Genomic DNA, 25,145 nt, shown 5'->3' on the forward strand with positions numbered 1-25,145 from the left:
GGGTCAATTTGCCGCGTCGGCGAAGCAGGCCAGCCGCTCCGCCAGCGACTCCGGCGTCTCCTCGCGCCGCACGACATCTCCGAAGGTGCCGCCGGGCAGCACGATGTAGGAGAAGGCGGAGTGGCTCATCAGGTAATTGTCCCCCTCCCCCTCGCCGCGGGAGTAGAAGACGCGCCACGCCTCCGCCGCGCCACGCACCTGCGTCTCGCTGCCGGTGAGCCCGAGCATCCGGTCGTGGAAGTTCTCGGTGTAGCGCGCCAGCACCTCGGGCGTGTCGCGCGCCGGGTCGACGGTGATCAAGAGCGGCTGCACCTGGACGCCCGTCTCCTCCTCCACCTGCGAGACCGCCAGCGCGTTGCGCTGCGCGTCGATGGGGCAGACATCGGGGCAGTAGGTGTAGCCGAAGTAGACGAGCGACAGCTCGTCATCGAAGAGCTGCGCGTCCGTCACCTCCTCCCCCGTCTCGCTGACGAGGGTGAAGGGCCCGCCGAGATCGCCGCCCGCGACGGACCCGGCGCGGCAGGTGGAAAAGCGATCCTCCGGCGCGAAGAGCCCGGTGGTGGCGAGGAAGGAGCCGGCGAGCCCCGCGAGGACGATGACCGCCCCGGCGAGTGCGATGGTGGAAGTGCGGGTCATGAAGAAGCCCTCCCTCGGCACGGGGCCGGCCGGCGGCGCCCCGCCGCTGGCCCCTCCCGCGCGGATTGATCCGTCGGCCCGCGCCACATAACAATGCCGGCGCCCGGTTGAAAAGGCGCGCGCCCATGTCCTCCATCGTCGATCCCTTCCGCCTCTCGGCGCCCGACCTCTTCGCGTCGGAGCGGGAGCGCCCCGTCCGCCTCAAGACGATGCTGCTGCTGCGCTGGTTCGCGGCGGCGGGTCAGGTCGCGGCGGCGCTGGCGGCCTGGTACATCTGGGATCTGCGCTTCAACGTGACGCTCGTCGGCGTCGCCATCGGCGCCTCCGTGCTGCTCAACCTCGTCTGCATGGCGCTCTTCGATGCCACCCGCATGCTGTCGGAGCGGGAGGCGGCGGGGATGATCACCTTCGACATGCTGCAGCTCGGCATCGTGCTCTTTCTCACCGGGGGGCTGCACAACCCCTTCGCGCTGCTGCTGCTGCCGCCGGTAACGATCTCCGCCACCGTCATGCGGCTGAAGATCACGCTGCCGCTCGGCGGGCTGACGCTGGCGGTGATCACGGCGCTGCTGCTGTGGTACCAGCCGATCCTCTCGGAGGAGGGGCGGCCGATGATGCTGCCGCAGACCTGGATCGTCGGCTTCTGGATGGCGCTCATGATCGGCACCATCTTTCTGACGCTCTACGCCTACCGGGTGACGGCGGAGATGGCGGAGCTCTCCGAGGCGCTCTCGGCCACGCAGCTCGCCCTCGCGCGGGAGCAGAAGCTGACGGACCTCGGAGGCGTCGTCGCGGCGACGGCGCATGAGCTGGGCACGCCGCTCGCCACCATCAAGCTGACAGCGGCGGAGCTGGCGAGCGAGCTGCGCGATACGCCGTCCCTGCCGCCCGAGCTGGTGGAGGATGCGCGGCTCATCGCGCAGAGCGCCGACCGCTGCCGCGACATCCTGCGCGGCATGGGCCGGGCCGGCAACGAGGACATGCAGGTGCGCGCCGCCCCCGTCATGGCCGTGCTGAGGGAGGCGGCCGAGCCGCACCTGGCGCGCGGCAAGCAGGTGAAGTTCATCGCCCCCCCGGGCCGCGACCGCCGGCAGCCGCAGATCTGGCGGCGGCCGGAGGTCATCCACGGGCTGCGCAACCTCATCCAGAACGCCGTTGATTTCGCCGAGCGCGAGGTACGGGTGGAGGCGGACTGGACCGAGACGGACATCTGGCTGCGTATCTCCGACGACGGCCGCGGCTTCCCGCCCGCGGTGCTGGCGCGGATCGGCGAGCCCATGCAGCGCCGTCGCCGCCCGCCCGGAGAGGTGCAGCGGCGGCCGGGCTACGAGGGGATGGGCCTCGGCCTCTTCATCGCCAAGACGCTGCTGGAGCGCAGCGGCGGCCGGCTCGGCTTCGCCAACGGCGCGCTGGCCGGCGGGCCGCAGATGCACGGCGCCGCCGTCACCGTCCGCTGGTCGCGGCTGGTGCTGGAGGCGCCGTCGACCGGGCCGCTCGGGCCGAATCTCCCCCTCGTGGGGTAGGGCGGGCGGGCGATTCTCCCCCTGGAGGATGCGCCCTCGCGGAAAAGATCAGCCAATCGGAGGCTATTTTATCCAATTTTGAGACAACGCGACCGCCGGGGCGGCCAATTAACTCTCTGTTAACTCCGGTGACCTGATCCTTACCGTCAGGTTCCTCCACGACCTCACCTAACCCGGTGGTACCAGTGACTGAGACGTTGATGCCGCTCGTGGCAGCCGCCTTGTTGGGCGGAGCCATGGCGTTCCTGTTGCCGAGGCTCTTCAACCGCCCGGCCGGACTCCGCGGGCCGGCGCGAGGGCGGGTCAGCGCGGAGCGGGCCGTCCTCCTCTTCGAGAGCGAGACGCTGATCGACGCCTCCACCGGCGCTGCCGAGTACCTGCCGCCCGCGCCCCTGCCGGGCATGGCGGAGGCGGCGAGCGATCTGCAGCGGCTCGTCGGCGCACTGGACGAGAGCTTCCCCGGCATCGGCGAGATGATCGACGACGTCGCCCCCGGGGAGCGGCGGCGACTGGAGGGCGCTTTCGGCGAGAGCCGGGCGGAGCTGTCGCGCTGGTGCAACCGCCTGCGCATCGCCATCATCCATGACCGGGGCGAGACGATGCCGCCGCCCCCCGCCATGGCCGCGGCAATGGAGGAGCTGGAGGTGCTGCGCAGCATCGGCGACGCCGCTCCGCTGCCGATCTGGAAGGTCGATTCCGCCGGCCGCATCTGCTGGGCCAACAGCGCCTACCTCTCCCTCTGCGAGACAATGCGCCCCGTCGAGGAGGAGGGCGGGCGAGACTGGCCGCCGCCGCTCCTCTTCGAGTCGCTGGGCGCCCCGCCGCAGGAGGATGACCCGGTGACACATCGCCGGGAGCTGATGCTCCCCGGCACCGCCCGGCCGCAATGCTTTGACATCACGCTCGTCCGCCGGGGCGGCGAGGTGCTGGCCTATGCCATCGACGTGACAGAGACGGAGGTCGCCACGCAGGCGCGGGCGGAGTTCGTGCAGACGCTCTCGAAGACCTTCGCGCAGATCTCCATCGGGCTCGCCATTTTCGACCGGCAGCGCCGGCTGGTGATGTTCAACCCCGCTTTCACGGATCTCTGCGATCTCTCCGTCTCCTACCTCTCCGCCAAGCCGACGCTGCCGGCCCTGCTCGACCGGCTGCGCGACAAGCGCCTGTTGCCGGAGCCGAAGAACTACCGGACCTGGCGCAAGCGGCTGATGGATGTGGAGAGCGCGGCGAAGGAGGGGACCTTCGGCGAGACATGGGTGCTGCCCTCGGGCCAGACGATCCGCGTCACCGGCCGCCCGCATCCCGACGGCGCGCTGGCCTTCCTCTTCGAGGACATCACCGGCGAAGTCGCTCTGACCCGGCATTTCCGCGAGGAGATGGACCTCGCCCAGGCCGTGCTCGACCGCAGCGAGGAGGCAATCGCCGTCTTCACCACCGGCGGCCGCCTCAGCATGGCGAACGAGGCCTATGAGGACATGTGGGGCGCCACCGAGTCGCGCCTGAGCGATCTCGTCCTCTCCGGCGAGATGGAGCGCTGGCGGCAGGCGGCGCCGAGCCGCGTCTGGGACAGGCTGCGCCGCACGGCGGAGAGCCGCGGCAGCCGCATCTCCTGGGGCGGGCTCGTCAAGCGGCGAGACGGCGCCCGCCTGCACCTGCGGGTGGAGCCTCTGCCGGCCGGCGCGCTGATGGTCGGCTTTCAGCCCACGCAGGCCATCGCCGCCGCCCCGCCGCGGGCGAAGGTTGCCGCCCCGCCGCGCCAGCCCGCGCTCCTGTCGCTGGAGCCGCCGACGCGTGACCGCGCCTGAGCCGGGCTCAGAGCCGCCGGCGCGCCGTGACCGGCCCGCCGCCCTTGGCCGCGATGCGCGCCTCCGCCTCGGCGATCGGCTCCACGGCGACCTCCATGTGGTGGCCATTGGCGTGGATCATCCGGCTCTCGTCCAGCGCGATGGCGACGTGGCCGCGCCAGAAGATCAGGTCACCCCGCTCGTGGGGGCCGGTGGCCGGGGCGCCCAGCGCCTCCTGCAGGTCGCTGTCGCCGGGGCAGGGGATGCCGCAGGCCAGCAGCGCCGCCTGCACGAGGCCGGAGCAATCGATCCCGAAGGTCGAGTTGCCGCCCCAGAGGTACGGCGTGCCGCTCAGCCGCTCGGCGACCTCCACCGGGTCCGCCTCCGGCGCGTCCAGCGGGGCGAGATGCGGCAGCGGGAGGTGAAGGGGGACGGGGCCCGCGATCTCCGCCCATGTGGTGGTGCTGTCCTCGGCCGTGCCCAGCACCGTCACCTGCGCGCCGAAGGGCAGCACGAGGGGGGCATCGGGCGCTTTCAGGGCCGGCACGGGCAGCGCGTAGGTGCGGGCGGCGCGGACGCGGTGGGTCGGGGGCGGGCCGTCGCCCAGCGCCTCGCTGCGCAGGTAGCCGACATAGCCGTCGCGCGCCGCCATGCCGAAGGACCAGCCGTCCCGCCGCTCCAGCTCCACGAAGCCCTCGCCGAAGACCAGCTCGCGCAGCCGCGCCCGCCCGCCCTCGCTCATCAGCCCGGTGACGGGGCGCAGGACGCGCAGCAGCGTCCCCTCCACCTCTCCGCCGACGGAGACATGGGCGACGCGGCCATTGGCCGGGTGCAGGCGTGGATCGCTCACCCCAGCAGCTCCGGCAGGGCCGCGAAAATGGCGCGGAAGCCCTGCCCCGCCCCGCCGACCGGGCGGCCGGGGGCGGCGGTCTGGTTCCAGCCGTAGATGTCGAAATGGACGTAGGGCGCGGGCGCGAAGCGGCGCAGGAACAGCGCCGCTGTGATCGAGCCGGCCATGCCGCCCTTCGGCGCGTTGTCGAGATCGGCGATGGCGGGCTCGATCAGCGCCTCGTAGGGCTCGTGGAAGGGCAGGCGCCAGACCGGGTCCGCCACCTGCGCGCCGGCGGTGGAGAGGGCGGCGGCAAGGCTGTCCTCCGTCGCGAAGAAGGGCGCGATGTCCGGCCCGACGGCGACGCGGGCGGCGCCGGTGAGGGTCGCCATGGAGAGGGTCAGCGCCGCCGGATCCTCCGCCGCCAGCGCCAGCGCATCGGCGAGGACGAGGCGGCCCTCGGCGTCGGTGTTGTTGATCTCCACCGTCAGCCCGTTGCGGGCGGTCAGCACGTCCTGCGGGCGGAAGCTCTCCGCCGAGACGGCGTTCTCGACCGCCGGGATCAGCACGCGCAGGCGGCAGGCAGTGCCGCGCGCCATGATGAGCGAGGCGAGGCCGAGGACATTTGCGGCGCCGCCCATGTCCTTCTTCATCAGGCCCATGGAGGCGGCGGGCTTGAGGTCCAGCCCGCCGGTGTCAAAGCAGACGCCCTTGCCGACGAGCGTCAGCGCCGGGCCCTCGTTGCCCCATGTCATCTCGATCAGGCGGGGTGCCCGTGCGGCGGTGGCGGCGCGGCCGACAGCGTGGATCATGGGGAAGTTCGCGGCGAGGAGGTCATCGCCGGTGGTGACCTTGATCTCTGCCCCGTGCCGCTCGGCCAGCTCGCGCGCCGCCGCCTCCAGCTCCGCCGGGCCCATGTCGGCCGCGGGGGTGTTGATGAGATCGCGCACCAGCGCCTCGGCCTCGGCCGTCGCCTCGATGAGCGCGGCGTCGATACCCTCCGGTGCGACGAGGCGAGCCTTCGGCGGCGCCCCCTCCTTGTAGCGGGTGAAGCGGTAACCCTCGAGCAGCCAGCCGAGGGCGATCTCGGCGAGGTCCGCCCCGTCCGGCGCGCCGACGATGCGCCACGGCCCTTCCGGCAGCGCCTTGCGCGCCTTGGCGGCGAGGAAGCGCCCGCGGGCACGGGCCTTTGCATCGCCGAGGCCGACGAGCGCGCCGGCGGGGGCGCCGTCCTCCCCCGGCAGCAGCACCACCTCGCCCGCCTTGGCCGCGAAGCCGGTGGCGCGGGCCCAGGCGGCCTGCGGGGCATGAAGGGCGGCGAGGCCCTCCTCCAGCCCCTCGGGGGTGAGGAGCGTCAGCGGCAGGGCATTGTCGGTGGCGGGGGCGAAGGTGAGGGGCATGGGCACTCCGGCGGCTCGAATTTGCCGCCAGCCTATCCCCCGGGAGGGCGCCCGCAAGGGCAGCGCCGCGTCAGCCGGTCAGGGCGCAGTGGTCAGGACCCCGTGCTCAGGCCCCCGTGATGCGCAGCGCGCCGAGCGAGGCGACTGCGCCCTGCCCCAGCCTGTCCAGCCGGGCGGCGGTGGCGGCCAGCGCGGGAGGGCTGCCGCCCTCGGCCGAGGCGGCCATGTTGGCGGCGGCGCGGCGCAGCGTCGGCATGCCGACCTGCAGGGCGAGCACCTCGATCCGCCGGCCGAAGCGCGCCAGCGTGCCGGTGTCGCTGCGGTCGTAGGCCTGCTGGGCGGAGGCGAGCAGGAAGGCCAGATCCTCCCGGGTGCGGCGCAGCAGATCCGCCGCCAGCTGGGGGCCGAGCCCGGCCTGCAGGCGCTGCAGGGGCTCCGGATCGAGCCGGGCGATTTCCCGCATGTCTAGCCAGCTCACCGCGGCGGGGCGGGAGGCGGGCGTGGGCATCTGTCTCATCGTCTCGCTCATGAGCCTTCTATGGCGGCGAAATGTGTCGAAGTTATTGAGCTGATGGGGCAGGATCGGCACCGATGTGGTTGCAATTGAAGCGGCCCCGACGACAGGCTAAATTGGGGATCATGATCGCCACAGAACCCCTCCCCGAGTATCTCGTCCGCCGCTACCACGGCTGGAAGGCCACCACCTATGCCGAGAACCGCGCCTGGTATCGCCGGCTGTCGGCCGAGGGGCAGCGCCCCCGGGCCATGGTGATCTCCTGCTGCGACAGCCGCGTGCATGTCACCTCGATCTTCGGGGCCGACCAGGGCGAGTTCTTCATCCACCGCAACATCGCCAATCTCGTGCCGGCCTTCACGCCGGACGGGGACCATCACGGCACCTCCGCCGCGGTGGAATACGCGGTGTCGCACTTGGGCGTGACGCAGATCGTGGTGCTCGGGCACTCCAACTGCGGCGGCGTCGAGGGCGGGCACGCCATGTGCTCCGGCCAGGCGCCGGACCTCGACGAAAAGACCAGCTTCATCGGCCGCTGGCTCGATATCCTCCGCCCCGGCTACGAGCGGGTGAAGGATCGCGTCGGCGGAGAGGCGGGGATGACCCCGCTGGAGCATGAGGCGGTGCTGGTGAGCCTCGAGAACCTGATGACCTTCCCCTTCGTGCGCGAGGCGGTGGAGGCGGACAGGCTGTCGCTGCACGGGCTGTGGACGCATATCGGCGAAGGCGGCCTGATGCAGTACGACCGCGAGTCGGGGACGTTCCAGCCCGTCTGAAGCGGTAACCTTTCCCTAACCATGGGCGGCGATGCTCGTCCCATGGGACAGGTGTCGATGATCTTGCCGGATGAGCTGCAGCGCGTGGCGGAGGCCATGGCGCGGGCAGAGGACGAGACGCTGGGGGCGCTGGTGCGGCGGCTTCTGGCCAAGGAGATTTCCCGCCGGCAGAATGCGAGGCCGCCCGACAGGGCGGATGAGCTGCTCGTCGCTCCCTTGCGGGCGCGCCTCACCGGCGATCTTGCCGACGCGCGCAACTGGGAGGATTTGCGCCGCCGCCTTGCCGGGAAGGGCTTCGCCCTGCGCGAAGCCGGCGGCGGGCTGGCCCTGCACCGCCACCCGACGGGCGAGCGGCTCTGCAAGGCCTCTGACCTCGGCTTCTCCTACTCCCGGCTCATGCGCCGCTTTCGGGCGCCCTTCCCGGGCCACCGCCACACCCATCTGGAGCAGCGCTACCTGGCCGCCGCCGCCCCCGCCACGATGGGCGGGGACGACGACGACCCGGTGCTCATCGAGCCGTTCTAGCCCTTCTTCAGGCACTCCCGCCCGAGCAGCTCGGCGATCTGCACGGCGTTGAGGGCGGCGCCCTTGCGCAGGTTGTCGGAGACGACCCACATGTTCAGGCCGTTGTCGATCGTCGAATCCTGCCGGATGCGGCTGACGAAGGTGGCGAAATCGCCGACGCAATCGATGGGCGTGATGTAGCCGCCGTCCTCGCGCTTATCGATCACCATGACGCCCGGGCTCTCGCGCAGGATGTCGCGGGCCTCGTCCTCGTCGAGGAACTCCTCCGTCTCGATGTTCACCGCCTCGGAATGGCCGACGAAGACCGGCACGCGCACGCAGGTGGCGGTGACCTTGATGGACGGGTCGATGATCTTCTTCGTCTCCGCCACCATCTTCCATTCTTCCTTCGTCTCGCCGGAGTCGAGGAAGACGTCGATATGCGGGATCACGTTGAAGGCGATCTGCTTGGTGAACTTCTTCGGCGGCTTGTCGTCGGTCGGATTGTAGATGCTCTTGGTCTGATCCCAGAGCTCGTCCATCCCCTCCTTCCCGGCGCCGGAGACGGACTGGTAGGTCGAGACGACCACCCGCTTGATCTTCGCCCGGTCATGCAGCGGCTTCAGCGCCACCACCATCTGCGCGGTCGAGCAGTTGGGGTTGGCGATGATGTTCTTCCTGGCATAGCCGTGGATCGCCTGAGGGTTCACCTCCGGCACGATCAGCGGAATCTCGGAATCGTAGCGGTAGAGCGAGGAGTTATCGATCACCACGCAGCCGGCGGCGGCCGCCTTGGGGGCGTATTGCTTCGTCGCCTCCGAGCCGATGGCGAAGAGGGCGATGTCGAAGCCGGTGAAGTCGAACGTGTCGAGGTCCTTCGTCTTCAGCGTCTTGTCGCCATAGCTCATTTCCGTGTTCAGCGACTTGCGGCTGGCAAGCGCGACGACCTCGTCGGCGGGGAATTCCCGCTCGGCGAGGATGTTGAGCATTTCGCGGCCCACGTTGCCCGTGGCGCCCGCGACGGCGATCCTGTAGCCCATGATCCTCTCCAAAGGTTTGGCAAACGAAGGCGCTCTTACGACGCGGCGCCCTTGATTGAAAGGGCGGTTGTCGTGAGGCGGGGCATCGCGATCGGTGATGGGGGGGGCGCGGGGTGGAGAGCGCGGAGCGGGGGCGCTTCGCCCCCCGCACCCCCAGAGGATACTTCGGGAAAAGCGAGAATCAGCGGGAGGCGAGGGCCTTCACGAGCTGCGTCTTGGACATGTCTGAGCGGCCCTTGATGTCGGCCTTCTTGGCCTTCTTCTTTAGCTTGTCCTTCTTCATCGCGTCGAAATGGGCCCGGCTGTCCTTGGCGCGGCCGTTCTTGTCGGTCGCATCCTCGATGGCGCCGAGGAGCTTCTTCTTGCCCATGTCGCTGCGCCCCTCGATGCCGAGGTCCTTCGCGCGCTCCAGCAGCATCTCCTTTGTCGGGCCGTCCTTGCGGATCCGGGCGGCCTTCTTGGCGACGTCCTTCGGCTGCTTGACGAACTGCTGCTTGCCGCTCTTCTTCTTGACGGTCGAGCGGTCGTACTCGTCCTCCGTCAGGATCATGCGGACCTTCTTCGGCAGGTAGCGTTCACCCGTCTCGCCGGATTTCCCGCCGGACTTGGTGCCCCATTCCTCCTCGGTCCATTCGTGAAGATGGGTCTCGTCCTGCGCGGGGCCGCTGTCATTGTAGGTGCCGCCGCGGCGCTTGTATTCCTGCACCGCCATCTGCGCCTTCCGGGCAGACCATTGGCCCTTCCTGCCGCCCTTGCTGCCTTGGGTGATCTCGTCCTTCACCTCTTCCCAGAGGCGGGGATTGTCTCGCTCGGCCTTGGCCATGGGGGGACTCCTTCACTCGAACCGAAGGGGAAAGGCCCCGGCGCGCCGCCCGGTTCCCCCCGGCGGGCTCAGCTCTGGAAGCTGTCCTTGTAGCGCGCGCGCAGCTCGGCCTTCTGCACCTTGCCCATGGTGTTGCGCGGCAGCGCCTCCACCACCGCCCAGCCGCGCGGTTGCTTGAAGCGGGCGAGGCGGCCTTCCAGCGAAGCGGCGAGGGCGTCCGTCTCCACCTCCCCCGGGGCGGCGAGCACGGCGAAGGGAACCTCGCCGAGATCGGGGTGGGGGATGCCGATGACGGCGCTTTCGGTCACGCCGGGGGCCTCGTCGAGCATCTCCTCCACCTCGCGCGGGTAGATGTTGTAGCCGCCGGAGATGATGAGGTCTTTCCCGCGGCCGACGATGGTGAGGTAGCCATCCTCGCTCATCTGGCCGAGGTCGCCGGTGATGAAGAAGCCGTTCTCCCGCTTCTCCTCCGCCGTCTTGTCCGGCATCCCCCAATAGCCGGCGAAGACGTTGGGCCCGCGCACCTCGACCATGCCGATCTCGCCGCGGGGCAGCTCCTCGCCGGCCTCATTGCACACCTTCGCCTCCACCCCCGGCAAGGGCGGGCCGACGGTGCCGGGGCGGCGCTCGCCCTCGTAGGGGTTGGAGGTGGCCATGTTGAGCTCGGTCATCCCGTAGCGCTCGAGGATCTCGTGGCCCGTCCGCTCCGTGAAGGCGCGGTGCGTTTCGGCCAGGAGCGGGGCGGAGCCGGAGATGAAGAGCCGCATGTGGGCGACAAGATCGCGGGTGAGGCGCTCCTCCGCCAGGAGGCGGGTGTAGAAGGTGGGCACGCCCATCATGGCGGTGGCCATGGGCAGGCCGGCCAGCACCTCCTCGACGTCGAACTTCGGCAGCAGGATCATGGAGCCGCCGGCCACCAGAGTCGTGTTCGTCGCCACGAAGAGCCCGTGGGTGTGGAAGATCGGCAGCGCGTGGAGGAGCACGTCGTCGGCCGTGAAGCGCCACGCCTCCATCAGCGTCTCGGCGTTGGAGGTGAGGTTGGCTCCGGTGAGCATCGCCCCCTTGGAGCGGCCCGTCGTGCCGGAGGTGTAGAGGATCGCGGCGAGGTCACCCGGCCCGCGCGCCACCGTCTCGAAATGCTCGGGCGCCAGCGCGGCGAGGGGCGGCAGGGTGCCCGTCGCCTCCGGCCCCAGCGTCTCGAACATGGCGCGGGCCTCGCCGGCCACCTCCGCCAGCTCGGCCCTGTCCGGGTCCGCCACGAAGAGCGCCGCGCCGGAATCGGCGAGGAAGTAGCCGATCTCCGGCGCCGTGTAGGCGGTGTTCAGCGGCAGGAAGACCAGCCCCGCCTGAAGAGTCGCGGCGTAGAGCGCCAGCGCGTCGGCGCATTTGGGCACCTGCACGGCCACCCTGTCCCCCGGCTGGAGGCCGAGGCCGCTGAGCACATGGGCGAAGCGCTCCGCCCGGTGCAGGAAGGCCTGGTGGGTGATGTGCGAGCCGTCCGGCAGGTGCAGGAAGGGCGTCGCGGCATCGGCGTGGCGGCCGAAGAGGCGGTCGAAGGCGTGGTTCTCCATGCCCATCAGGTGCGCCGAAGGCCGCCCCTGGTCAAGCGGCGGCCGGCAGCGGCGCGCGTTTCTCGCGGATCGGCAGGTGGATGATCGCCGAGAAGGCGCCCACGGCGACACCGACCCACCAGACAAGATCGTAATTGCCGTAGATGTCGTACATCCGCCCGCCTAGCCAGACGCCGAGGAAGCCGCCCAGCTGATGGGAGAAGAAGACGATCCCGTAGAGCGTGCCCATGTAGCGCAGCCCCCAGAGGTGCGCGACGAGGCCGGAGGTGAGCGGCACCGTGGCCAGCCAGAGCGCCCCCATGACGGCGGAGAAGACGAGCACGCTCGTCGGCGTGATGGGCGCCAGGATGAACCACGCCGCGGCGATGGTGCGGCCGGTGTAGATGCCGGCGAGCAGGTACTTTCGCGTGAAGCGCTTGCCGAGATAGCCGGCGAGCAGCGTGCCGGCGATGTTGAAGAGCCCGATGAGCGAGATGGCGACGGCGCCCAGGGCGGAGGTCGTCTCGATCCCGAGGCCCGCCAGCACGCCGCCGGTGCGGATCGGCCCGCAATATTCCGTCACCAGCGCCGGGAAGTGCGCGGTGATGAAGGCCAGCTGGTAGCCGCAGGAGAAGAAGCCGAGGAAGATCATGCCGTAGGACGGGTCCCGCCCCGCCCGGCGGAGGATCTGGCCAAGGCTCTCCTCCAGCTCTGTCCGGCTGGCCATGGGCTGCGTCCGCATCATCGGCAGCACGAAGAGGACGGAGAGGATGAGCCCGGCAAAGCAGACGAAGACCATCTGCCAGGACATCAGCGTCAGCAGGAATTCGGCGATGGGCGCGCCCACCACCTGTCCGGCGGAGCCGGCGGCGGTGGCGATGGCCAGCGCCATCGAGCGGTTCTCGTCGCTCGCCGCCCGGCCGACGACGGCGAGGATGACGCCGAAGCCGGTGCCGGCGATGCCAAAGCCCACAAGCACCTCGTAGGCCTGCATGGCGAGCGGGCTCGTCGTACCGGCGGAGAGCAGGAGCCCCGCCGCGTAGAGCACGGCGCCCGCGATGATCGCCTTCCGGTCGCCGATCTTCTCCGCCATGGCGCCGAAGATGGGCTGGCCGATGCCCCAGAAGAGGTTCTGGATGGCGATGGCGAGGCTGAACTCCGCCCGCGGCCAGCCGAACTCCTCCCCGATGGGAATCTGGAAGACACCGAAGGCCGCGCGGATCGCGAACCCCGCCATGATGACGAGGCAACCGCCGATCAGGACGGGGGTGACTAGGGGGGCGCGGGCAGTCTCGGTGCTCATGGGGCGACGAAGCCGCGAGGCGCACCGGCTGTCAATCGCCATTCCGTGATGAGGCACATCAGCGGGGCGGGGTGGTCCAGCCGTAGACCGCCTCGCGGATCTCCGCCCGCCCGATATGCTCGGCGCGCACCTCGAGGCACCGGGCGCCGGTGCGGGCGTAGAAGACGCAGGCAGGGTGGTTCTCCTCCAGCACCAGCGCCGTCATCGGCCCCTCCGCGGCGACGGCGTGCAGGAGCCGCCGCCCGAGGCCACGCCCCTGCCCGGCCTTCAGGAGGTAGAGGCCATAGAGCTCCTCGGGCCATCCGGTCGCCGCGAGCGCCCCGTCCCGCTGCGGGCCGGCCTGCGCGAAGCCGAGGCCGGGGGCATAGGCGATGCGGCTCGTGCCGGCGGCCGCCTCGCGGCGCCATTGCTCCAGCCGCCGGCCGAAGGGGCGGGCGAGGATCTCCTCCTCCGGCAGGAGGCCGCGATACGTCTCCCCCCACGCCAGCACGTGGAGGCGGGCGAGAGCGGGCGCGTCGGCAGGGGTCGCGGGCCGGATCATGTGGGGATTGGTGCCGCTTGTGCGCGCGGCGGACAAGGCCCGGGCAAGCCCGGGGTGCTTCACATTGACGCCCGCGCCGACTATCCGGCGCACATGACGATCCAGGAGGCATACCGCGCCCGGGCCGAGTCGGGCCGGCTGACGCCCGATCCGGCGCAGGAGGCGATCCTGCCGCAGCTGGAGCGGGTGCGTGCCGCGCTCGCGGAGGCGCAGCCGAAGAGGGGGCTCTTCCGCCGCAGCGCGCCCGAGCCGGTGCGGGGGCTATACCTCTGGGGCGGCGTCGGGCGCGGCAAGTCGATGCTGATGGACCTGATGGCCGAGGCGGTGCGCGAGGACGGACAGGCGACGGTCGAGCGCCAGCACTTCCACGCCTTCATGCAATGGGTCCACGCGCAGATGAACGTCGCCCGAAAACAGGGCGTCGACGATGCCATCAAGCCGGTGGCGGATGATCTGGCGGGGCGCGTGCGCCTTCTCGCCTTCGACGAGATGCAGATCACCGACATCGCCGACGCGATGATCGTCGGCCGGCTCTTCCAGCGGCTCTTCGAGCAGGGGATGACGGTGGTCACCACCTCCAACCGGCCGCCGGGGGATCTCTACAAGGACGGCCTGCAGCGCCGGCGCTTCGTGCCCTTCATCGAGCTCCTGAAGGAGCGGCTGGAGGTGGTCGAGCTGGCCTCCCCCAACGATCACCGGCAGGGCCGGCTCGCCGGATCGGAGCGCTACTTCTGCCCGGCGGATGCCGAGGCCCGCGCGGCGATCGAGAAAATCTGGCAGGAGTTGACGGGCGGCGAGGCGCGGCCGGAGGTGCTGCGCGTCCATGGCCGCGACGTGGAGATCCCCGCCTTCCACAACGGCGTGGCGCGCGCCGGCTTCCATGACCTGTGCTCCAAGGCGCTGGGCGCCGCCGATTACCTCGCCCTCGCCGCCGCCGCGCGTATCCTCGTGCTGGAGAACATCCCCCGCCTGTCGTCGGAGAACTTCAACCAGGCGCGGCGCTTCGTGACGTTGGTCGACGCGCTCTACGAGGGGCACGTGCAGCTCATCTGCTCGGCCGCCGCGCCGCCCGACATGCTCTATATCGAGGGAGAGGGCGCCTTCGAGTTCGAGCGGACGGCGAGCCGGCTGGTGGAGATGCAGAGCGAGGGCTGGGGCGCCGGAAGCGCGGATCGGACATGATGAGGGGAGCCGTTCGGCGGCTCCTCCCCTATCACCTGCCTGGTAACTCGTCCCCGAAGAAGGGGTCTGCCCGAGCTTAGGCGAATCGCGATTCGCCTGTCAAAGCCCGCGATGCCCGCGTTAACGAAAAACCTCTGTTCCCGGCGACTCGGGCTCCCGCTTGCTGAGCAGCTCCGCCCCGCCGCAGGCAGGCGTGACGGGGACGGTGGAGGCGAAGAAGGGCGTCGCCGGCGGGATGGAGCTGTCGGAGATCCACGTGCCGTCGATGCACAGATCCTGCGCCCAGTTGCCGGAGTTGAAGCCGAAGCCGCCCTTGCCGCAATCGCTCACCTCGCCATTGGCGTTCCACCCCTGGCTCTGCGGGCCAGGGAAGCTGCCGCCGGTGAGGAAGCGCAGCTCGGCGGGGTCGAAGCTGAGGTGCCACGTCGTCTCGTCGGTCAGCTCGTCCATCGACCAGCGGCCGACGGGAGTGCCGTCGAGGTAGCCGGTGATCTCGAAGCCCGTGACGTCGTCCTCCGTCACCAGCCCCTGCCCCATCAGCTTGTCGGGGAAGGCGATGGCGCCGGTCATCGTGTAGCCGTTTGCGCCGCGCCAGCAGAAGGGGAACTCGGCGGCGGCGGCAGGCGTGGCGGCAAGGGCGAGGAGCGCGAGGGCGGCCAGCGGGGGCCGATTTCCATATGGAAATCGAAGGCGGAAACCATATGGTTTCCGCCCGCTCACCCGTTCTCCCGCAGCACGTTGCCGGCGAGGTAGAGCGAGCCGCAGATCAGCAGCCGGGCGTTCGGCGCGGCGCGGGCCATGCGGGTGACGGCATCGAGCGGCGTCTCCGCCGTCGAGGACGGCAGGCCGACGGAGGCGGCCATCGCCGCCGTCTCCTCCGCTGGCAGCGTGTTCGGCTCGCCGGGGATGGTCACCGCCGTCAGGCTCTCAGCCACGCTGGCGAGGGGGCGCAGGTAGCCGGCGATGTCCTTGGTGTTGAGCATGCCGCAGATCAGGTGGACGGGCTTGTCGCTCATGGCGCGCAGGCTCGCCGCCACCGCCTCGCCGCCGGCGGGGTTGTGCCCGCCGTCGAGCCAGAGCTCCGCCTGACCGGCGGCCTCCACCAGCGGGCCATGGCGCAGGCGCTGCATCCGCGCCGGCCACTCGGCCTGGGTCACCGCCGCCTCCGCGTCGCCCTCGCCCAGCGCCCGCAGCGCCGCCAGCGCGGCGCCGGCGTTCTGGATCTGGTGCGCACCGGCAAGGTTCGGCAGCGGCAGGTCGAGGAGGCCGCGCTCGTCCTGGAAGACGAGCCGGCCACGTTCCTCGTAGGCATGCCAGTGCTGGCCATGGGCGATGAGCGGGGCGCCGAGGCGCGCCGCCTCCGCCTCGATCACCTCCATCGCCGCCTCCTCCTGCGGGCCGACGACGCAAGGCACGCCGCGCTTGATGATGCCGGCCTTGGCCGAGGCGATCTCCGGCAACGTGTCGCCGAGGTACTGCTGGTGGTCGATGGAGACGGGGGTGATGATCGTCAGCCGCGGCTGCGCGAAGATGTTCGTGGCATCCCAGCGCCCGCCGAGGCCCACCTCGATGAGCGCGTAATCCGCCGGCACCCGGCTCATGGCGAGGTAGGCGGCGGCCGTCGTGATCTCGAAATAGGTGATGTTGGCGCCGTCGTTCTTCGCCTCCGCCTCCGCCAGCACCTCGGCCAACTCGGCCTCGGAGATGATCTCCCCGGCCAGCCGGATGCGCTCATGAAAGCGGGCGAGGTGCGGCGAGGTATAGGCGTGGACGCGGCGGCCCGCCGCCTCCAGCCCGGCCCGGATCATCGCCTGGGTGGAGCCCTTGCCGTTGGTGCCGGCGATATGGACGATGGGTGGCAGCGCCTGCTCGGGGGAGCCGAGGGCGGGCATCAGCCGCTTGATCCGCTCCAGCGTCAGGTCAATGACCTTGGGGTGGAGGCGCATCATGCGCTCCAGCAGCGCGTCGGAGGCCTCCTGGCTTGCCGCGGCGCTGCCGCCGGGGCGGGCCGTGTCGAGCGACGTCATTTCTTCGGCTTGGCCGGGGTGGCTGTGGGCGCCTCCGCTGCCGCCGGCATCGGCGGCTCGGGCGGCGGGGCCGGCACGGGCGCGTCGGGCGCGGCCTCGGGTGGCGGCTCGGCGGGGGCCGTCAGCTCCTGCCCGGTGAGCATCGAGAGGATGTTCGCGATCTCCTCCTTCAGCTTGCCGCGCTCCGTCACCCGGTCGAGCATGCCGTGGTCGAGCAGGTACTCGGCGCGCTGGAAGCCGTCGGGCAGCTTCTCGCGGATCGTCTGCTCGATGACTCGGGGGCCGGCGAAGCAGATGAGCGCACCCGGCTCGGCGATCTGCACGTCGCCCAGCATGGCGTAGGAGGCGGTGACGCCGCCGGTGGTGGGGTGCGTGAGCACCACGATGTAGGGCAGGCCGGCCTCGAGCAGCATGTCGACGGCGACCGTCGTGCGCGGCATCTGCATGAGCGAGAGGATCCCCTCCTGCATCCGAGCCCCGCCAGCGGCGGAGAAGAGCACCAGCGGCCGCTTCAGCGCCACGGCGCGCTCGGCGGCGGCGATGATGGCGTTGCCGACATACATGCCCATCGAGCCGCCCATGAAGGAGAAATCCTGCGCCGCCGCCACGATGGGCAGGCCGCAGATCTCCCCCTCCGCCACCAGCATCGCCTCGTGCTCGCCCGTCTTCTTCTGGGCAGCCTTCATGCGGTCGGGGTAGCGCTTCTGATCGCGGAAGTGCAGCGGGTCGGTGATCGGCTCGGGGACGTCAACCTCCTCGAAGCTGCCGCCGTCGAAGAACTTCTCGAACCGGGCGCGCGGGGTGATCGTCATGTGGTGGCCGCAGTTGGTGCAGACCCGCTGCGCGGCGTCGAGCTCCCGGTGGAAGAGCATCGTTCCGCAGTTGTCGCACTTCGTCCACAGGTTCTCCGGCACCTCGCGGCGCGAGAAGAGCGAGCCGATGGTCGGGCGGACGTAGTTGGTGATCCAGTTCATGCGGGTCTCCAAGGGCCTCTGGGCCAGCAAATATTGTGCGGGCGCCCGATTTGCAATCGCGCCGCCCCGCTCACCGCCCGACGGCGACGCGGGCGGCGAGCCAGTAGAGCACGATCGGCAGCGCGCCGAAGGCGATAACGAGGATGCCGAAGACGCTGAAGAGGTCCGTCAGCGCAATGCCGTTCAGCGCCGGGTCCTGCGCCGGCAGCACCGCCAGCGATGCCCGCTCCAGCCCGATCCCCTGCTCCCCGAAGAGGAGGAGCGATTGGCAGTTGACCGCGAAGTGCAGCCCGATGGAGGCGCCGAGCGCCCCCGTCCGCGCCGTGAGGTCGGTGGAGAGGAGGGCGAAGACGGTGATGACGCCGGCATAGAGGAAGCTGTCGGCGGGGCTGGAGCCGTTGCCCCAGTGCAGCGCGCCGAAGACGAGCGAGGGCAGCACCATCCAGACGATGCGGCTCTCGAACCGCGACGCCAGCTCCTGCTGGATATAGCCGCGGAAGATGATCTCCTCCGTCGCCGTCTGGATGAAGATCGCCGGCAGCATCAGCGGCAGCAGCGCCAGCCACGGCAGCACCGGGTTGAGCTGCAGGATCTCCACCTCCCACGGCGGCAGGGCGAGGATCGCCACCATCACGAGGCCGACCCAGAGCGCGGTGCGCAGGAAGTGCTGCCACGTGCGCACGCCCGGGCCCGCCAGCGTCGTCGCCGGCCGCCGGTGCACCCGCCGGACCCAGAAGATGATGGCCGCCAGAGGCGCGAGGTAGGTCAGCAGGAAGAGGAGCACCGCCCCCCGGCTCAGCGCCACCGGCGCCGCATCGCCCGGCTGCGGCGGCAGGACGACGCCCAGGACGGCGGTCTGGGCGGCAAAGTAGGCGAAGGCAACGAGGAGGACCCCGCCGAATACGGCAATGGCGGAGCTGCCGCGCGCCGGTGCGGCGAAACTCTTCAGGGGGGAATATGCAACTGGTAACGACATCCTGCCCGTTTGGCAGAAAGCCGACCGCCGATCCAGCGCGAGACGGGCGCCGGGGCGCCCGCGCCGCTCTCAATGCGGTGAACGGCGCCCTGTCCTCAGAAGACCTGCCCTCAGAAGAGGAGGGAGCCGGAGTCGATAAGCGTATCGGCATCGACGCCCGCCACCAGCAGCGAGAGGCCGTCGCCGATGATCAGCGTATCCTCCCCTTCCTGGAAGAAGGAGACCTCCTGCACGCTGTCGATCCCGCCGGTGAAGAGGATGAGGTCCTCCCCGGCGACGAAATCCCCGATCATGTCGTTGCCGTCGCCGGCGGCGAAGAGGAAGCGGTCGGCACCGGCGCCGCCGAAGAGGATGTCGTCGCTGTGGCCGCCCTCGAGCCGGTCGTCGCCGGAGCCGCCCTCCAGCCGGTCGGCGCCGTTGCCGCCGACAAGCGTGTCGTCATGGTTGCCGCCGAAGAGCGTGTCGTTGCCGCTGCCGCCGAAGGCCTTGTCGTCGCCGTCGTCGAGATGGAGCAGGTCGTTGCCGTCGCTGCCGTAGATCTCGTCGTTGTCGGCGCCGCCGTAGGCCTCGTCGTCCCCGGCGCCGAGCTTGATGGTGTCGCGGCCGAGCTCGCCGTGCACCTCATCCCTGCCGGCATCGCCGAAGGCGGTGTCCTGCCCGCTGCCGAGCTTGATCAGGTCATCGCCGTTGGCGCCGTGCACGCGGTCATGGCCGGCACCGCCGTAGAGCGTGTCATGGCCATTGCCGCCCTGCAGCAGGTCCTCGTGGTCGCCGCCGAAGATCTTGTCATCCCCGTTGCCGCCATGGCCGAAGTCGTTGCCGCTATCGAGGTAGATCAGGTCGTCGCCTTCGCTGCCGTAGATCTCATCCTGGCCCATGCCGCCGCTGACGGTGTCGTTGCCGCCGCCGAGCTTGGCGATGTCGTCGCCGCCGCCGCAATTGACGATATCGTCGCCGGCATCGCCGAAGGCGGTGTCCCAGCCCTCGCCGAGGTCGAGGAGGTCATTGTCGGCACCGCCGCGGACGAAATCGTCGCCGCTGCCGCCCTCGATGTAGTCAGTGCCGTTGCCGCCAGCGAGCAGGTCGTTGCCCGATCCCCCGAAGATCTTGTCGTCACCGTCGCCGCCGAAGCCCTTGTCTTCTCCGTTGCCGAGATCGAGCCGGTCGTTGCCGCCGGCGCCGTTGATGCTGTCGCGCCCCGCGCCGCCGGTGGCGATGTCGTTGCCCGCGCCCAGCTCCATCCGGTCATCGCCCTCCGCGCCGTCGAGGATGTCGTTGCCGGAGCCGCCGAGCAGGGTGTCATGCCCCTCCCCGCCGTAGAGGGTGTCGTCGCCGCCATTGCCGAAGATGTGGTCGCTCAGGTGCGTGCCGCCGAAGACGTTGCGCCCATCGTTGCCCATCTGGAAGAGCTTGCCCTCGGCCCAGTAGGCCTCGAAGCTGCCGGAAGCCGAGCCGTAGAGATAGTTGACGGCGGCGACGTCGAGCGGCCCCGGCCCGTAGTGCCCGGTCGGCCGGACGTAGGACATGATGGTGTTGTCGCCATTGTCCTGGGACGGGTCGATCGTGGGATCGCCCTCGAACGGGTGCTTCAACCCGATGGCGTGGCCGATCTCGTGAACGAACACCTCGTAGCCGTGATAGCCCGGGAAGGGCTCGGTGCCATTGTTGAAATAATCGGCGTTAAGGAAGACGTCACCGCCGACGTCGGCATGCCCGTTGGAGAGCACCCAGTCGCCGTTCTCCCACTCGTACTGGAGGGACGGGAAATAGGCGAAGCCGGCGGCATCGGAATAGGCGAAGTCGAAATCGCCCTTGTGGAAGCGCAGATCGCCGATCTGCGCATCCGGAACCTCGACGAAGGTGATGCCGCAGACCTCTGCCCAGGCCTCGAGAGCGAGGCGGATGTTGGCCTTCTCCTCGGCCGTGAGCGCCTCGTAGGTCAGCATGTCGTCGTAGCCGTAATCGGCCTCGGTCGCCCCGAAGCTGTAGGTGATGACCACCGGGCTCCCCAGCCCTCCGGCGTGGTTCCAGCGGTCCTCCGCCTCGTACCCGGTCAAGGTGAAGATATCCGCCTGCGTCGCCATCCGCTCGGTCCCCTACGCGCCTGAAGTGGAGGCGATATAGGTGAAAAAGCCGGTCAAAAGGTAGGAAATATTGTGTCGTCCGAGCTAAAATTTTCGTCGGGGCAGCTCAGGGACACAGCGTCGATCCGAGGCCGGGGAGTGGCAGGTCGGGACGCCCCCTCCAGCCCCGCAGGCGGAATAGCCGCCCAATGGGCCTTTGCACACGGCAAGTTCAGAGGTCATCGGGCTTTACCTGTCTGGCGGACACCCCAAATAGAGAGGGCAACATCAGGAGGGCCAACCCATGAGCACCTGGACCCGTGACGAAGACGCCATCTCCCGGCTGACGCCGGAGCAGTATCGCGTCACCCAGCAGAACGGCACCGAGCGGCCGGGCACCGGAGAGTACCTCTCCAACAAGGAGGCGGGGATCTATGTCGATCTCGTCTCCGGCGAGCCTCTCTTCGCCTCGGCCGACAAGTACGAGAGCGGCTGCGGCTGGCCGAGCTTCACCAAGCCGATCGAACCGGCGCACGTGACCGAGATCGACGATCTGTCGCTCGGCATGGTCCGCACCGAGGTGCGCTCCGCCAGCGGCAACTCGCATCTCGGCCACGTCTTCCCCGACGGTCCGCGGGACCGGGGCGGGCTGCGCTATTGCATCAACTCCGCCTCGCTGCGCTTCGTCCCGAAGGAGCGGATGGAGGAAGAGGGCTATGGCGCCTATCTGGATCAGGTCGAGGAGGTGAGCTGATGGCCACGGAACGCGCAGTTCTCGCCGGCGGGTGCTTCTGGGGGATGGAGGATCTCATCCGCCACCTGCCCGGCGTCACCGACACCCGCGTCGGCTACACCGGCGGCGACGTGGCGAATGCCACCTACCGCAACCACGGCACCCACGCCGAGGGGATCGAGATCATGTTCGACCCCGAGGTGACGTCCTACCGGCGGATCCTGGAATACTTCTTCCAGATCCACGACCCGACGACGAAGAACCGGCAGGGCAACGACATCGGCATGTCCTACCGCTCGGCCATCTACTACGTCGATGAAGGACAGCGGCAGACCGCGCTCGACACCATCGCCGACGTCGAGGCCTCCGGCCTCTGGCCCGGCAAGGTGGTGACCGAGGTGGAGCCGGTGGGCGACTTCTGGGAGGCCGAGCCGGAGCACCAGGATTACCTGCAGCGCTACCCCAAGGGCTACACCTGCCACTTCCCCCGCAAGGACTGGGTTCTGCCCGGGCGGACGGCAGCGGAATGAGCGAGGCGGCCCTCCTGCCGAAGCTGGAGAACAGCTTCGCCGCCGAGCTGGAGGGCGCCTACCTCGCCTGGGAGGGCGCGGAGGTTCCGCGCCCGGAGGTGCTGCTGCTCAACGAGGGGCTTGCGCGGGAGCTGGGCTTCGAGCCCGCCGCCCTGCGCAGCCCCGAGGGCGCCGCATGGCTGACAGGCGTCGAGAGCCCGCCCGGCGCGAGCCTCCTCGCCATGGCCTATGCCGGACACCAGTTCGGCCAGTTCAACCCGCAGCTCGGCGATGGCCGGGCGCTGCTTCTCGGCGAAGTGGTGACGTCGGAGGGCCGGCGGGACCTGCACCTTAAGGGCTCCGGCCGCACCCCCTTCGCCCGGGGCGGAGACGGCAAGGCCGTGCTCGGCCCGGTGCTGCGCGAATACGTCATGGGCGAGGCGATGGCGGCGCTGGGCGTGCCGACCACGCGTGCGCTCGCGGTCACGACGACCGGGGAGGACGTGCAACGCGAAGGGCCGAAGCCCGGCGCCGTGCTCGCCCGCGTCGCCGCCAGCCACATCCGCGTCGGCACCTTCCAGTTCTTCGCCGCCCGCGAGCAGGAGGACATGCTGGCGAAGATCGCCAACTATGCCATCGCCCGGCATGACCCCGACCTGACCGGCGCGGAGAACCGCCACATGCGCTTCCTGCGCCGGGTCGTCGAGCGACAGGCGGAGCTGATCGCGCAATGGATGAGCCTCGGCTTCATCCACGGGGTGATGAACACCGACAACATGGCCATCTCCGGCGAGACCATCGATTACGGGCCGTGTGCCTTCATGGAGGCCTACGATCCCGCCACCGTCTTCTCCTCCATCGACCACATGGGCCGCTATGCCTACGGCAACCAGCCGGGCATCGCTCAGTGGAACCTCGCGAGGCTGGCCGAAGCACTGCTGCCGCTCCTCGGCGGCGAGGCCGCGATCCCGCAGGTGACGGAGGAGGTGAACCGTTTCGCCCCGCTCTACGAGGCCGCATGGCTCTCCCGCTTCCGCGGCAAGCTGGGGCTCGAGACGGCGGAGGAGGGCGACATGGACCTGATCACCGGCCTCCTTGCGGCGGCGCGAGGGCAGGCCGATTTTACCAACCTCTTCCGCGCACTGGGCGAGGCGGCGCGGGGAGACTCGGCGCCCGTCCGGGCTCTCTTCGCCGAGCCCGGCATGATCGACGCCTGGCTGCCCGCCTGGATGGCGCGGCTGGAGCGCGAGGCGCCCGGCGCGGCGGAGCGGATGGAGCGGGTCAACCCGCTCTACATCCCGCGCAACCGAACGCTCGACGCGGCGCTGACGGCGGCGGAAGCGGGGGATCTCGGCCCGGTGGAGCGCCTGCTCGCCCACGTGACGAAACCCTTCACCCCGGTCGCAGGGGCGGAAGACATGACGACCCCGGCCCCCGCGGGGGACCGCTTCGTCACCTATTGCGGGACCTGACCCACCCGCCCAGCGCAACGCTGCGTTGCAGCATTGGCCATGGTATGTCAGCCATATTGCCGTATCTCTATCCTCGACGGGAGGACGATGGAGATATGAACATGCAAGACGATACCAGCACCCTGACCCTCGCCGAGATCGAAGCCCGCGCCCACCGCCTGCGCGCCGAGGCGCTGCGCGAGATGGTCCGCCGCTTCACCGGCCGCCGTGGCCGCCGCAACGCCGCTGCCCACGCCGCCTGAGGCGTCTCCTCCGCCTGATCTTTCCCCCTAGGCGCATGGCCGGGGGCCGGGCTATCCCGGTGACATGGCGGACGCCGCAAAATTCTGGGACAGGATCAGCGCGCGATACGCGCGCTCGCCCGTGTCCGACCCCGAGGCCTGGCATCGCAAGCTCGATGCCATCGCCGGGCGGGCCGGGTCTGAGGGCCGGCTCCTCGAGTTCGGCGCCGGCACCGGCTCCTCGGCGCTGAAGCTGGCGCCTCGGGTCGGAGAGATCCTCGCCACCGACATATCCCCCAAGATGATCGAGATCGCGCGCAACAAGGCCGCCGAGGCCGGGGCGACGAACGTCACCTTTCAGCAGGGCACGATCTTCGACGTCACCAAGGGGCCGTTCGACGGCATCGTCGGGCTCAACGTGCTGCACCTGATGCCCGACTGGCGCGAGGCGCTCGCCCATGCCCGCGGCCTTCTGACGGAGGGCGGGTTTCTCGCCATCTCCACCGCCGGAATCGGCGACCATCCATCGGTCGCACGGCTCGGGATCCGCGCCGGCAGCGCGCTGGGCCTGTTCCCGCCCATCGCCGTCTTCACCATCGCCGATCTGCGCGCGGGGCTGGCGACGGCCGGCTTCCGCCTCATCGAGGAATGGCAGCCGAAGACGGGCGCCGCCTGGTTCCAGCTCGCCGAGGTCGCTTGACCGGCGCCCCTGCCCGGGCTTGATGGCAAGCCGAAGAGGGGACGGGCGAAGGGCACGGGCATGAAACGTATTCTCTGCTACGGCGACAGCAACACCTGGGGCGCGGACCCGGAGGGCGGCGGCCGCTTCGACCATCTCACCCGCTGGACGGGCGTGCTGCAGGCGCGGCTGGGCGAGGGCTACACGGTGATCGAGGAGGGCCTCGGCGGCCGCACCACGGTGCGCGACGATCCCTACGAGCCCTGGCGTAACGGGCGGACCTACCTCGTCCCCTGCCTCCTCAGCCACCATCCGCTGGACCTCGTCGTCCTCATGCTCGGCACCAACGACATGAAGACCCGCTTCAACGTCCCGGCGAGCGACATCGCGCGGGGCGTCAAGCTGCTGGTGCAGGACATCCGCGCCACGCTTGGCGCCGGGATGCGGGTGCTGATCGTCGCACCCGCCCCCGTCGGCGCCCACCAGAAAGACCATCCGAGCTTCGGCGACATGCTGGCCGGCAGCTACGAGAAGAGCCGCCAGCTCGCGCCGCTTTACCTTGCGGCGGCGGAGGAGCTGGGGACGGGCTTCTTCGACGCCGGCACGGTCTGCTCGCTGGACCACGGCGATTCGGTTCACCTGGGGCGGCGCGACCACGCGGCCTTGGGCGAGGCGCTGGCGGAGGTAGTGCCGGGGCTGCTCTAGACGGACGGCACGGGAGGAGAGTGCGGGACCGGGGGCCAGCCCCCGGACCCCCGCGGATACTTGGAGAAAAGCGAGAGGCTGTGGGGAGGTTGCGCGCCGGGGGTGAGCGGAGCTTGGGCTGAGAGCTGGAAGGCCTCCGCACGACCTGGGGCCCGCCCCGGAACCGTCAGAAATCGACGGCGATGCCCTTCTTCTCGTAATCGCCGTAGCGCACCGGCTCGGGGCCTTCGCGGCCGCCGTATTCCTTCGGGCGCGCCGGATCGCCGGCGGCCTTGCGGCGGGCCTCCGCCTCGGCGAGGGCGCGGGCGGCGGCGGGGGGGAGGTCTCTCTCCGGCTGGTCGGCCATGGGCTTCGGCTCCGGGCGATGCTAGGGGGCGCGCG

Annotated in this window: 26 protein-coding genes; 11 read left to right on the top strand and 15 right to left on the bottom strand. The window is 70.2% G+C overall.

Annotated features, from left to right (window positions below; translation table 11 throughout):
* Positions 1-3 precede the first annotated feature (3 nt).
* Positions 4-636 carry an SCO family protein gene (locus GY170_RS16960; RefSeq protein ID WP_163895812.1) on the bottom strand — a complete coding sequence of 211 codons (633 nt, stop codon included), beginning with the start codon at positions 634-636 and terminating at the stop codon, positions 4-6.
* A 125-nt stretch (positions 637-761) separates the two neighbouring features.
* Between GY170_RS16960 and regB the strand changes: the two genes are divergently transcribed.
* Entirely contained in the window at positions 762-2,159 is a 1,398-nt protein-coding gene (gene regB / locus GY170_RS16965) for a sensor histidine kinase RegB (RefSeq protein WP_163895814.1), read from the top strand.
* A 236-nt stretch (positions 2,160-2,395) separates the two neighbouring features.
* Complete coding sequence (locus tag GY170_RS16970; protein ID WP_163895816.1) at positions 2,396-3,964, top strand: PAS-domain containing protein; 1,569 nt, start codon at positions 2,396-2,398, stop codon at positions 3,962-3,964.
* 7 nt (positions 3,965-3,971) lie between these two features.
* On the opposite strand, the gene GY170_RS16975 is transcribed toward GY170_RS16970, so the two are convergent.
* From GY170_RS16975 to GY170_RS16985, 3 genes are all read right to left on the bottom strand, one after another.
* Positions 3,972-4,793: a C40 family peptidase gene (locus tag GY170_RS16975; RefSeq protein ID WP_163895818.1), complete on the bottom strand. Its 822-nt coding sequence runs from the start codon at positions 4,791-4,793 to the stop codon at positions 3,972-3,974.
* Positions 4,790-6,172: a leucyl aminopeptidase family protein gene (locus GY170_RS16980; RefSeq protein ID WP_163895820.1), complete on the bottom strand. Its 1,383-nt coding sequence runs from the start codon at positions 6,170-6,172 to the stop codon at positions 4,790-4,792. Before GY170_RS16980 ends, GY170_RS16975 begins: the two co-directional genes overlap by 4 nt.
* Before the next feature lie 106 nt (positions 6,173-6,278).
* On the bottom strand, positions 6,279-6,689 hold the full coding sequence (locus tag GY170_RS16985) for a hypothetical protein (protein WP_163895822.1): 411 nt from the start codon (positions 6,687-6,689) through the stop codon (positions 6,279-6,281).
* A gap of 122 nt (positions 6,690-6,811) precedes the next feature.
* Between GY170_RS16985 and GY170_RS16990 the strand changes: the two genes are divergently transcribed.
* The gene (locus tag GY170_RS16990) at positions 6,812-7,462 is read left to right on the top strand and encodes a carbonic anhydrase (RefSeq protein WP_163895824.1); all 651 of its coding nucleotides are present in this window, start codon (positions 6,812-6,814) and stop codon (positions 7,460-7,462) included.
* A gap of 57 nt (positions 7,463-7,519) precedes the next feature.
* Positions 7,520-7,987 (top strand): relaxase family protein, encoded by a 468-nt coding sequence (locus GY170_RS16995; protein WP_203531364.1) that lies wholly within the window; start codon positions 7,520-7,522, stop codon positions 7,985-7,987.
* Here GY170_RS16995 and GY170_RS17000 read toward each other — a convergent pair.
* The 5 genes from GY170_RS17000 to GY170_RS17020 all read right to left on the bottom strand — a co-directional run bounded on the left by GY170_RS17000 (position 7,984) and on the right by GY170_RS17020 (position 13,223).
* Positions 7,984-9,006: an aspartate-semialdehyde dehydrogenase gene (locus GY170_RS17000; protein WP_163895826.1), complete on the bottom strand. Its 1,023-nt coding sequence runs from the start codon at positions 9,004-9,006 to the stop codon at positions 7,984-7,986. The two genes, GY170_RS16995 and GY170_RS17000, sit on opposite strands and share 4 nt — an antisense overlap.
* A 181-nt stretch (positions 9,007-9,187) precedes the next feature.
* Complete coding sequence (locus tag GY170_RS17005) at positions 9,188-9,829, bottom strand: aspartate-semialdehyde dehydrogenase (protein ID WP_163895828.1); 642 nt, start codon at positions 9,827-9,829, stop codon at positions 9,188-9,190.
* 68 nt (positions 9,830-9,897) lie between these two features.
* Complete coding sequence (locus GY170_RS17010) at positions 9,898-11,400, bottom strand: malonate--CoA ligase (protein ID WP_163895830.1); 1,503 nt, start codon at positions 11,398-11,400, stop codon at positions 9,898-9,900.
* A gap of 31 nt (positions 11,401-11,431) precedes the next feature.
* Positions 11,432-12,682 (bottom strand): MFS transporter, encoded by a 1,251-nt coding sequence (locus GY170_RS17015; RefSeq protein WP_163895832.1) that lies wholly within the window; start codon positions 12,680-12,682, stop codon positions 11,432-11,434.
* Between the two features lie 58 nt (positions 12,683-12,740).
* The gene (locus GY170_RS17020; RefSeq protein WP_163895834.1) at positions 12,741-13,223 is read right to left on the bottom strand and encodes a GNAT family N-acetyltransferase; all 483 of its coding nucleotides are present in this window, start codon (positions 13,221-13,223) and stop codon (positions 12,741-12,743) included.
* A gap of 93 nt (positions 13,224-13,316) precedes the next feature.
* Between GY170_RS17020 and zapE the strand changes: the two genes are divergently transcribed.
* Positions 13,317-14,405 (top strand): cell division protein ZapE, encoded by a 1,089-nt coding sequence (zapE, locus tag GY170_RS17025; RefSeq protein ID WP_163896306.1) that lies wholly within the window; start codon positions 13,317-13,319, stop codon positions 14,403-14,405.
* Positions 14,406-14,525: 120 nt separating this feature from the next.
* Here the strand turns inward: zapE and GY170_RS17030 are convergent, their stop codons facing one another.
* The 5 genes from GY170_RS17030 to GY170_RS17050 form a co-directional block, all read right to left on the bottom strand.
* Positions 14,526-15,125, bottom strand: a complete 600-nt coding sequence (locus GY170_RS17030) for a hypothetical protein (RefSeq protein ID WP_235937861.1) — start codon at positions 15,123-15,125, stop codon at positions 14,526-14,528.
* A complete protein-coding gene (locus tag GY170_RS17035; protein WP_163895836.1) occupies positions 15,122-16,432 on the bottom strand; it encodes a bifunctional folylpolyglutamate synthase/dihydrofolate synthase in 1,311 nt (436 codons plus the stop codon). The genes GY170_RS17030 and GY170_RS17035 overlap by 4 nt, the downstream gene beginning before the upstream one ends.
* Positions 16,429-17,406: an acetyl-CoA carboxylase, carboxyltransferase subunit beta gene (accD, locus tag GY170_RS17040; protein WP_163895838.1), complete on the bottom strand. Its 978-nt coding sequence runs from the start codon at positions 17,404-17,406 to the stop codon at positions 16,429-16,431. Before accD ends, GY170_RS17035 begins: the two co-directional genes overlap by 4 nt.
* A gap of 70 nt (positions 17,407-17,476) precedes the next feature.
* A complete protein-coding gene (locus GY170_RS17045) occupies positions 17,477-18,382 on the bottom strand; it encodes a CPBP family intramembrane glutamic endopeptidase (RefSeq protein ID WP_163895840.1) in 906 nt (301 codons plus the stop codon).
* A 110-nt stretch (positions 18,383-18,492) separates the two neighbouring features.
* Positions 18,493-20,466: a M10 family metallopeptidase gene (locus tag GY170_RS17050; protein WP_163895842.1), complete on the bottom strand. Its 1,974-nt coding sequence runs from the start codon at positions 20,464-20,466 to the stop codon at positions 18,493-18,495.
* A 283-nt stretch (positions 20,467-20,749) separates the two neighbouring features.
* Here GY170_RS17050 and msrB point away from each other — a divergent pair, with 283 nt between their 5' ends.
* The 6 genes from msrB (at position 20,750) to GY170_RS17080 (ending at position 24,764) form a co-directional block, all read left to right on the top strand.
* Entirely contained in the window at positions 20,750-21,199 is a 450-nt protein-coding gene (gene msrB, locus GY170_RS17055) for a peptide-methionine (R)-S-oxide reductase MsrB (protein ID WP_163895845.1), read from the top strand.
* Complete coding sequence (msrA, locus tag GY170_RS17060) at positions 21,199-21,708, top strand: peptide-methionine (S)-S-oxide reductase MsrA (protein WP_163895847.1); 510 nt, start codon at positions 21,199-21,201, stop codon at positions 21,706-21,708. Before msrB ends, msrA begins: the two co-directional genes overlap by 1 nt.
* Positions 21,705-23,159, top strand: coding sequence for a protein adenylyltransferase SelO (locus GY170_RS17065; RefSeq protein ID WP_163895849.1), 1,455 nt, complete (start codon positions 21,705-21,707; stop codon positions 23,157-23,159). Before msrA ends, GY170_RS17065 begins: the two co-directional genes overlap by 4 nt.
* A gap of 101 nt (positions 23,160-23,260) precedes the next feature.
* Positions 23,261-23,401, top strand: a complete 141-nt coding sequence (locus tag GY170_RS17070; RefSeq protein ID WP_163895851.1) for a hypothetical protein — start codon at positions 23,261-23,263, stop codon at positions 23,399-23,401.
* Positions 23,402-23,465: 64 nt separating this feature from the next.
* Positions 23,466-24,080 carry a class I SAM-dependent methyltransferase gene (locus GY170_RS17075; RefSeq protein WP_167803333.1) on the top strand — a complete coding sequence of 205 codons (615 nt, stop codon included), beginning with the start codon at positions 23,466-23,468 and terminating at the stop codon, positions 24,078-24,080.
* A 60-nt stretch (positions 24,081-24,140) separates the two neighbouring features.
* A complete protein-coding gene (locus GY170_RS17080) occupies positions 24,141-24,764 on the top strand; it encodes an SGNH/GDSL hydrolase family protein (RefSeq protein WP_163895855.1) in 624 nt (207 codons plus the stop codon).
* A 166-nt stretch (positions 24,765-24,930) separates the two neighbouring features.
* On the opposite strand, the gene GY170_RS17085 is transcribed toward GY170_RS17080, so the two are convergent.
* Complete coding sequence (locus GY170_RS17085) at positions 24,931-25,110, bottom strand: DUF1674 domain-containing protein (protein WP_163895857.1); 180 nt, start codon at positions 25,108-25,110, stop codon at positions 24,931-24,933.
* Positions 25,111-25,145: the final 35 nt, after the last annotated feature.

This window comes from Pseudoroseicyclus tamaricis (assembly GCF_012070395.1).
Taxonomy (GTDB): Bacteria; Pseudomonadota; Alphaproteobacteria; order Rhodobacterales; family Rhodobacteraceae; genus Pseudoroseicyclus_A; species Pseudoroseicyclus_A tamaricis.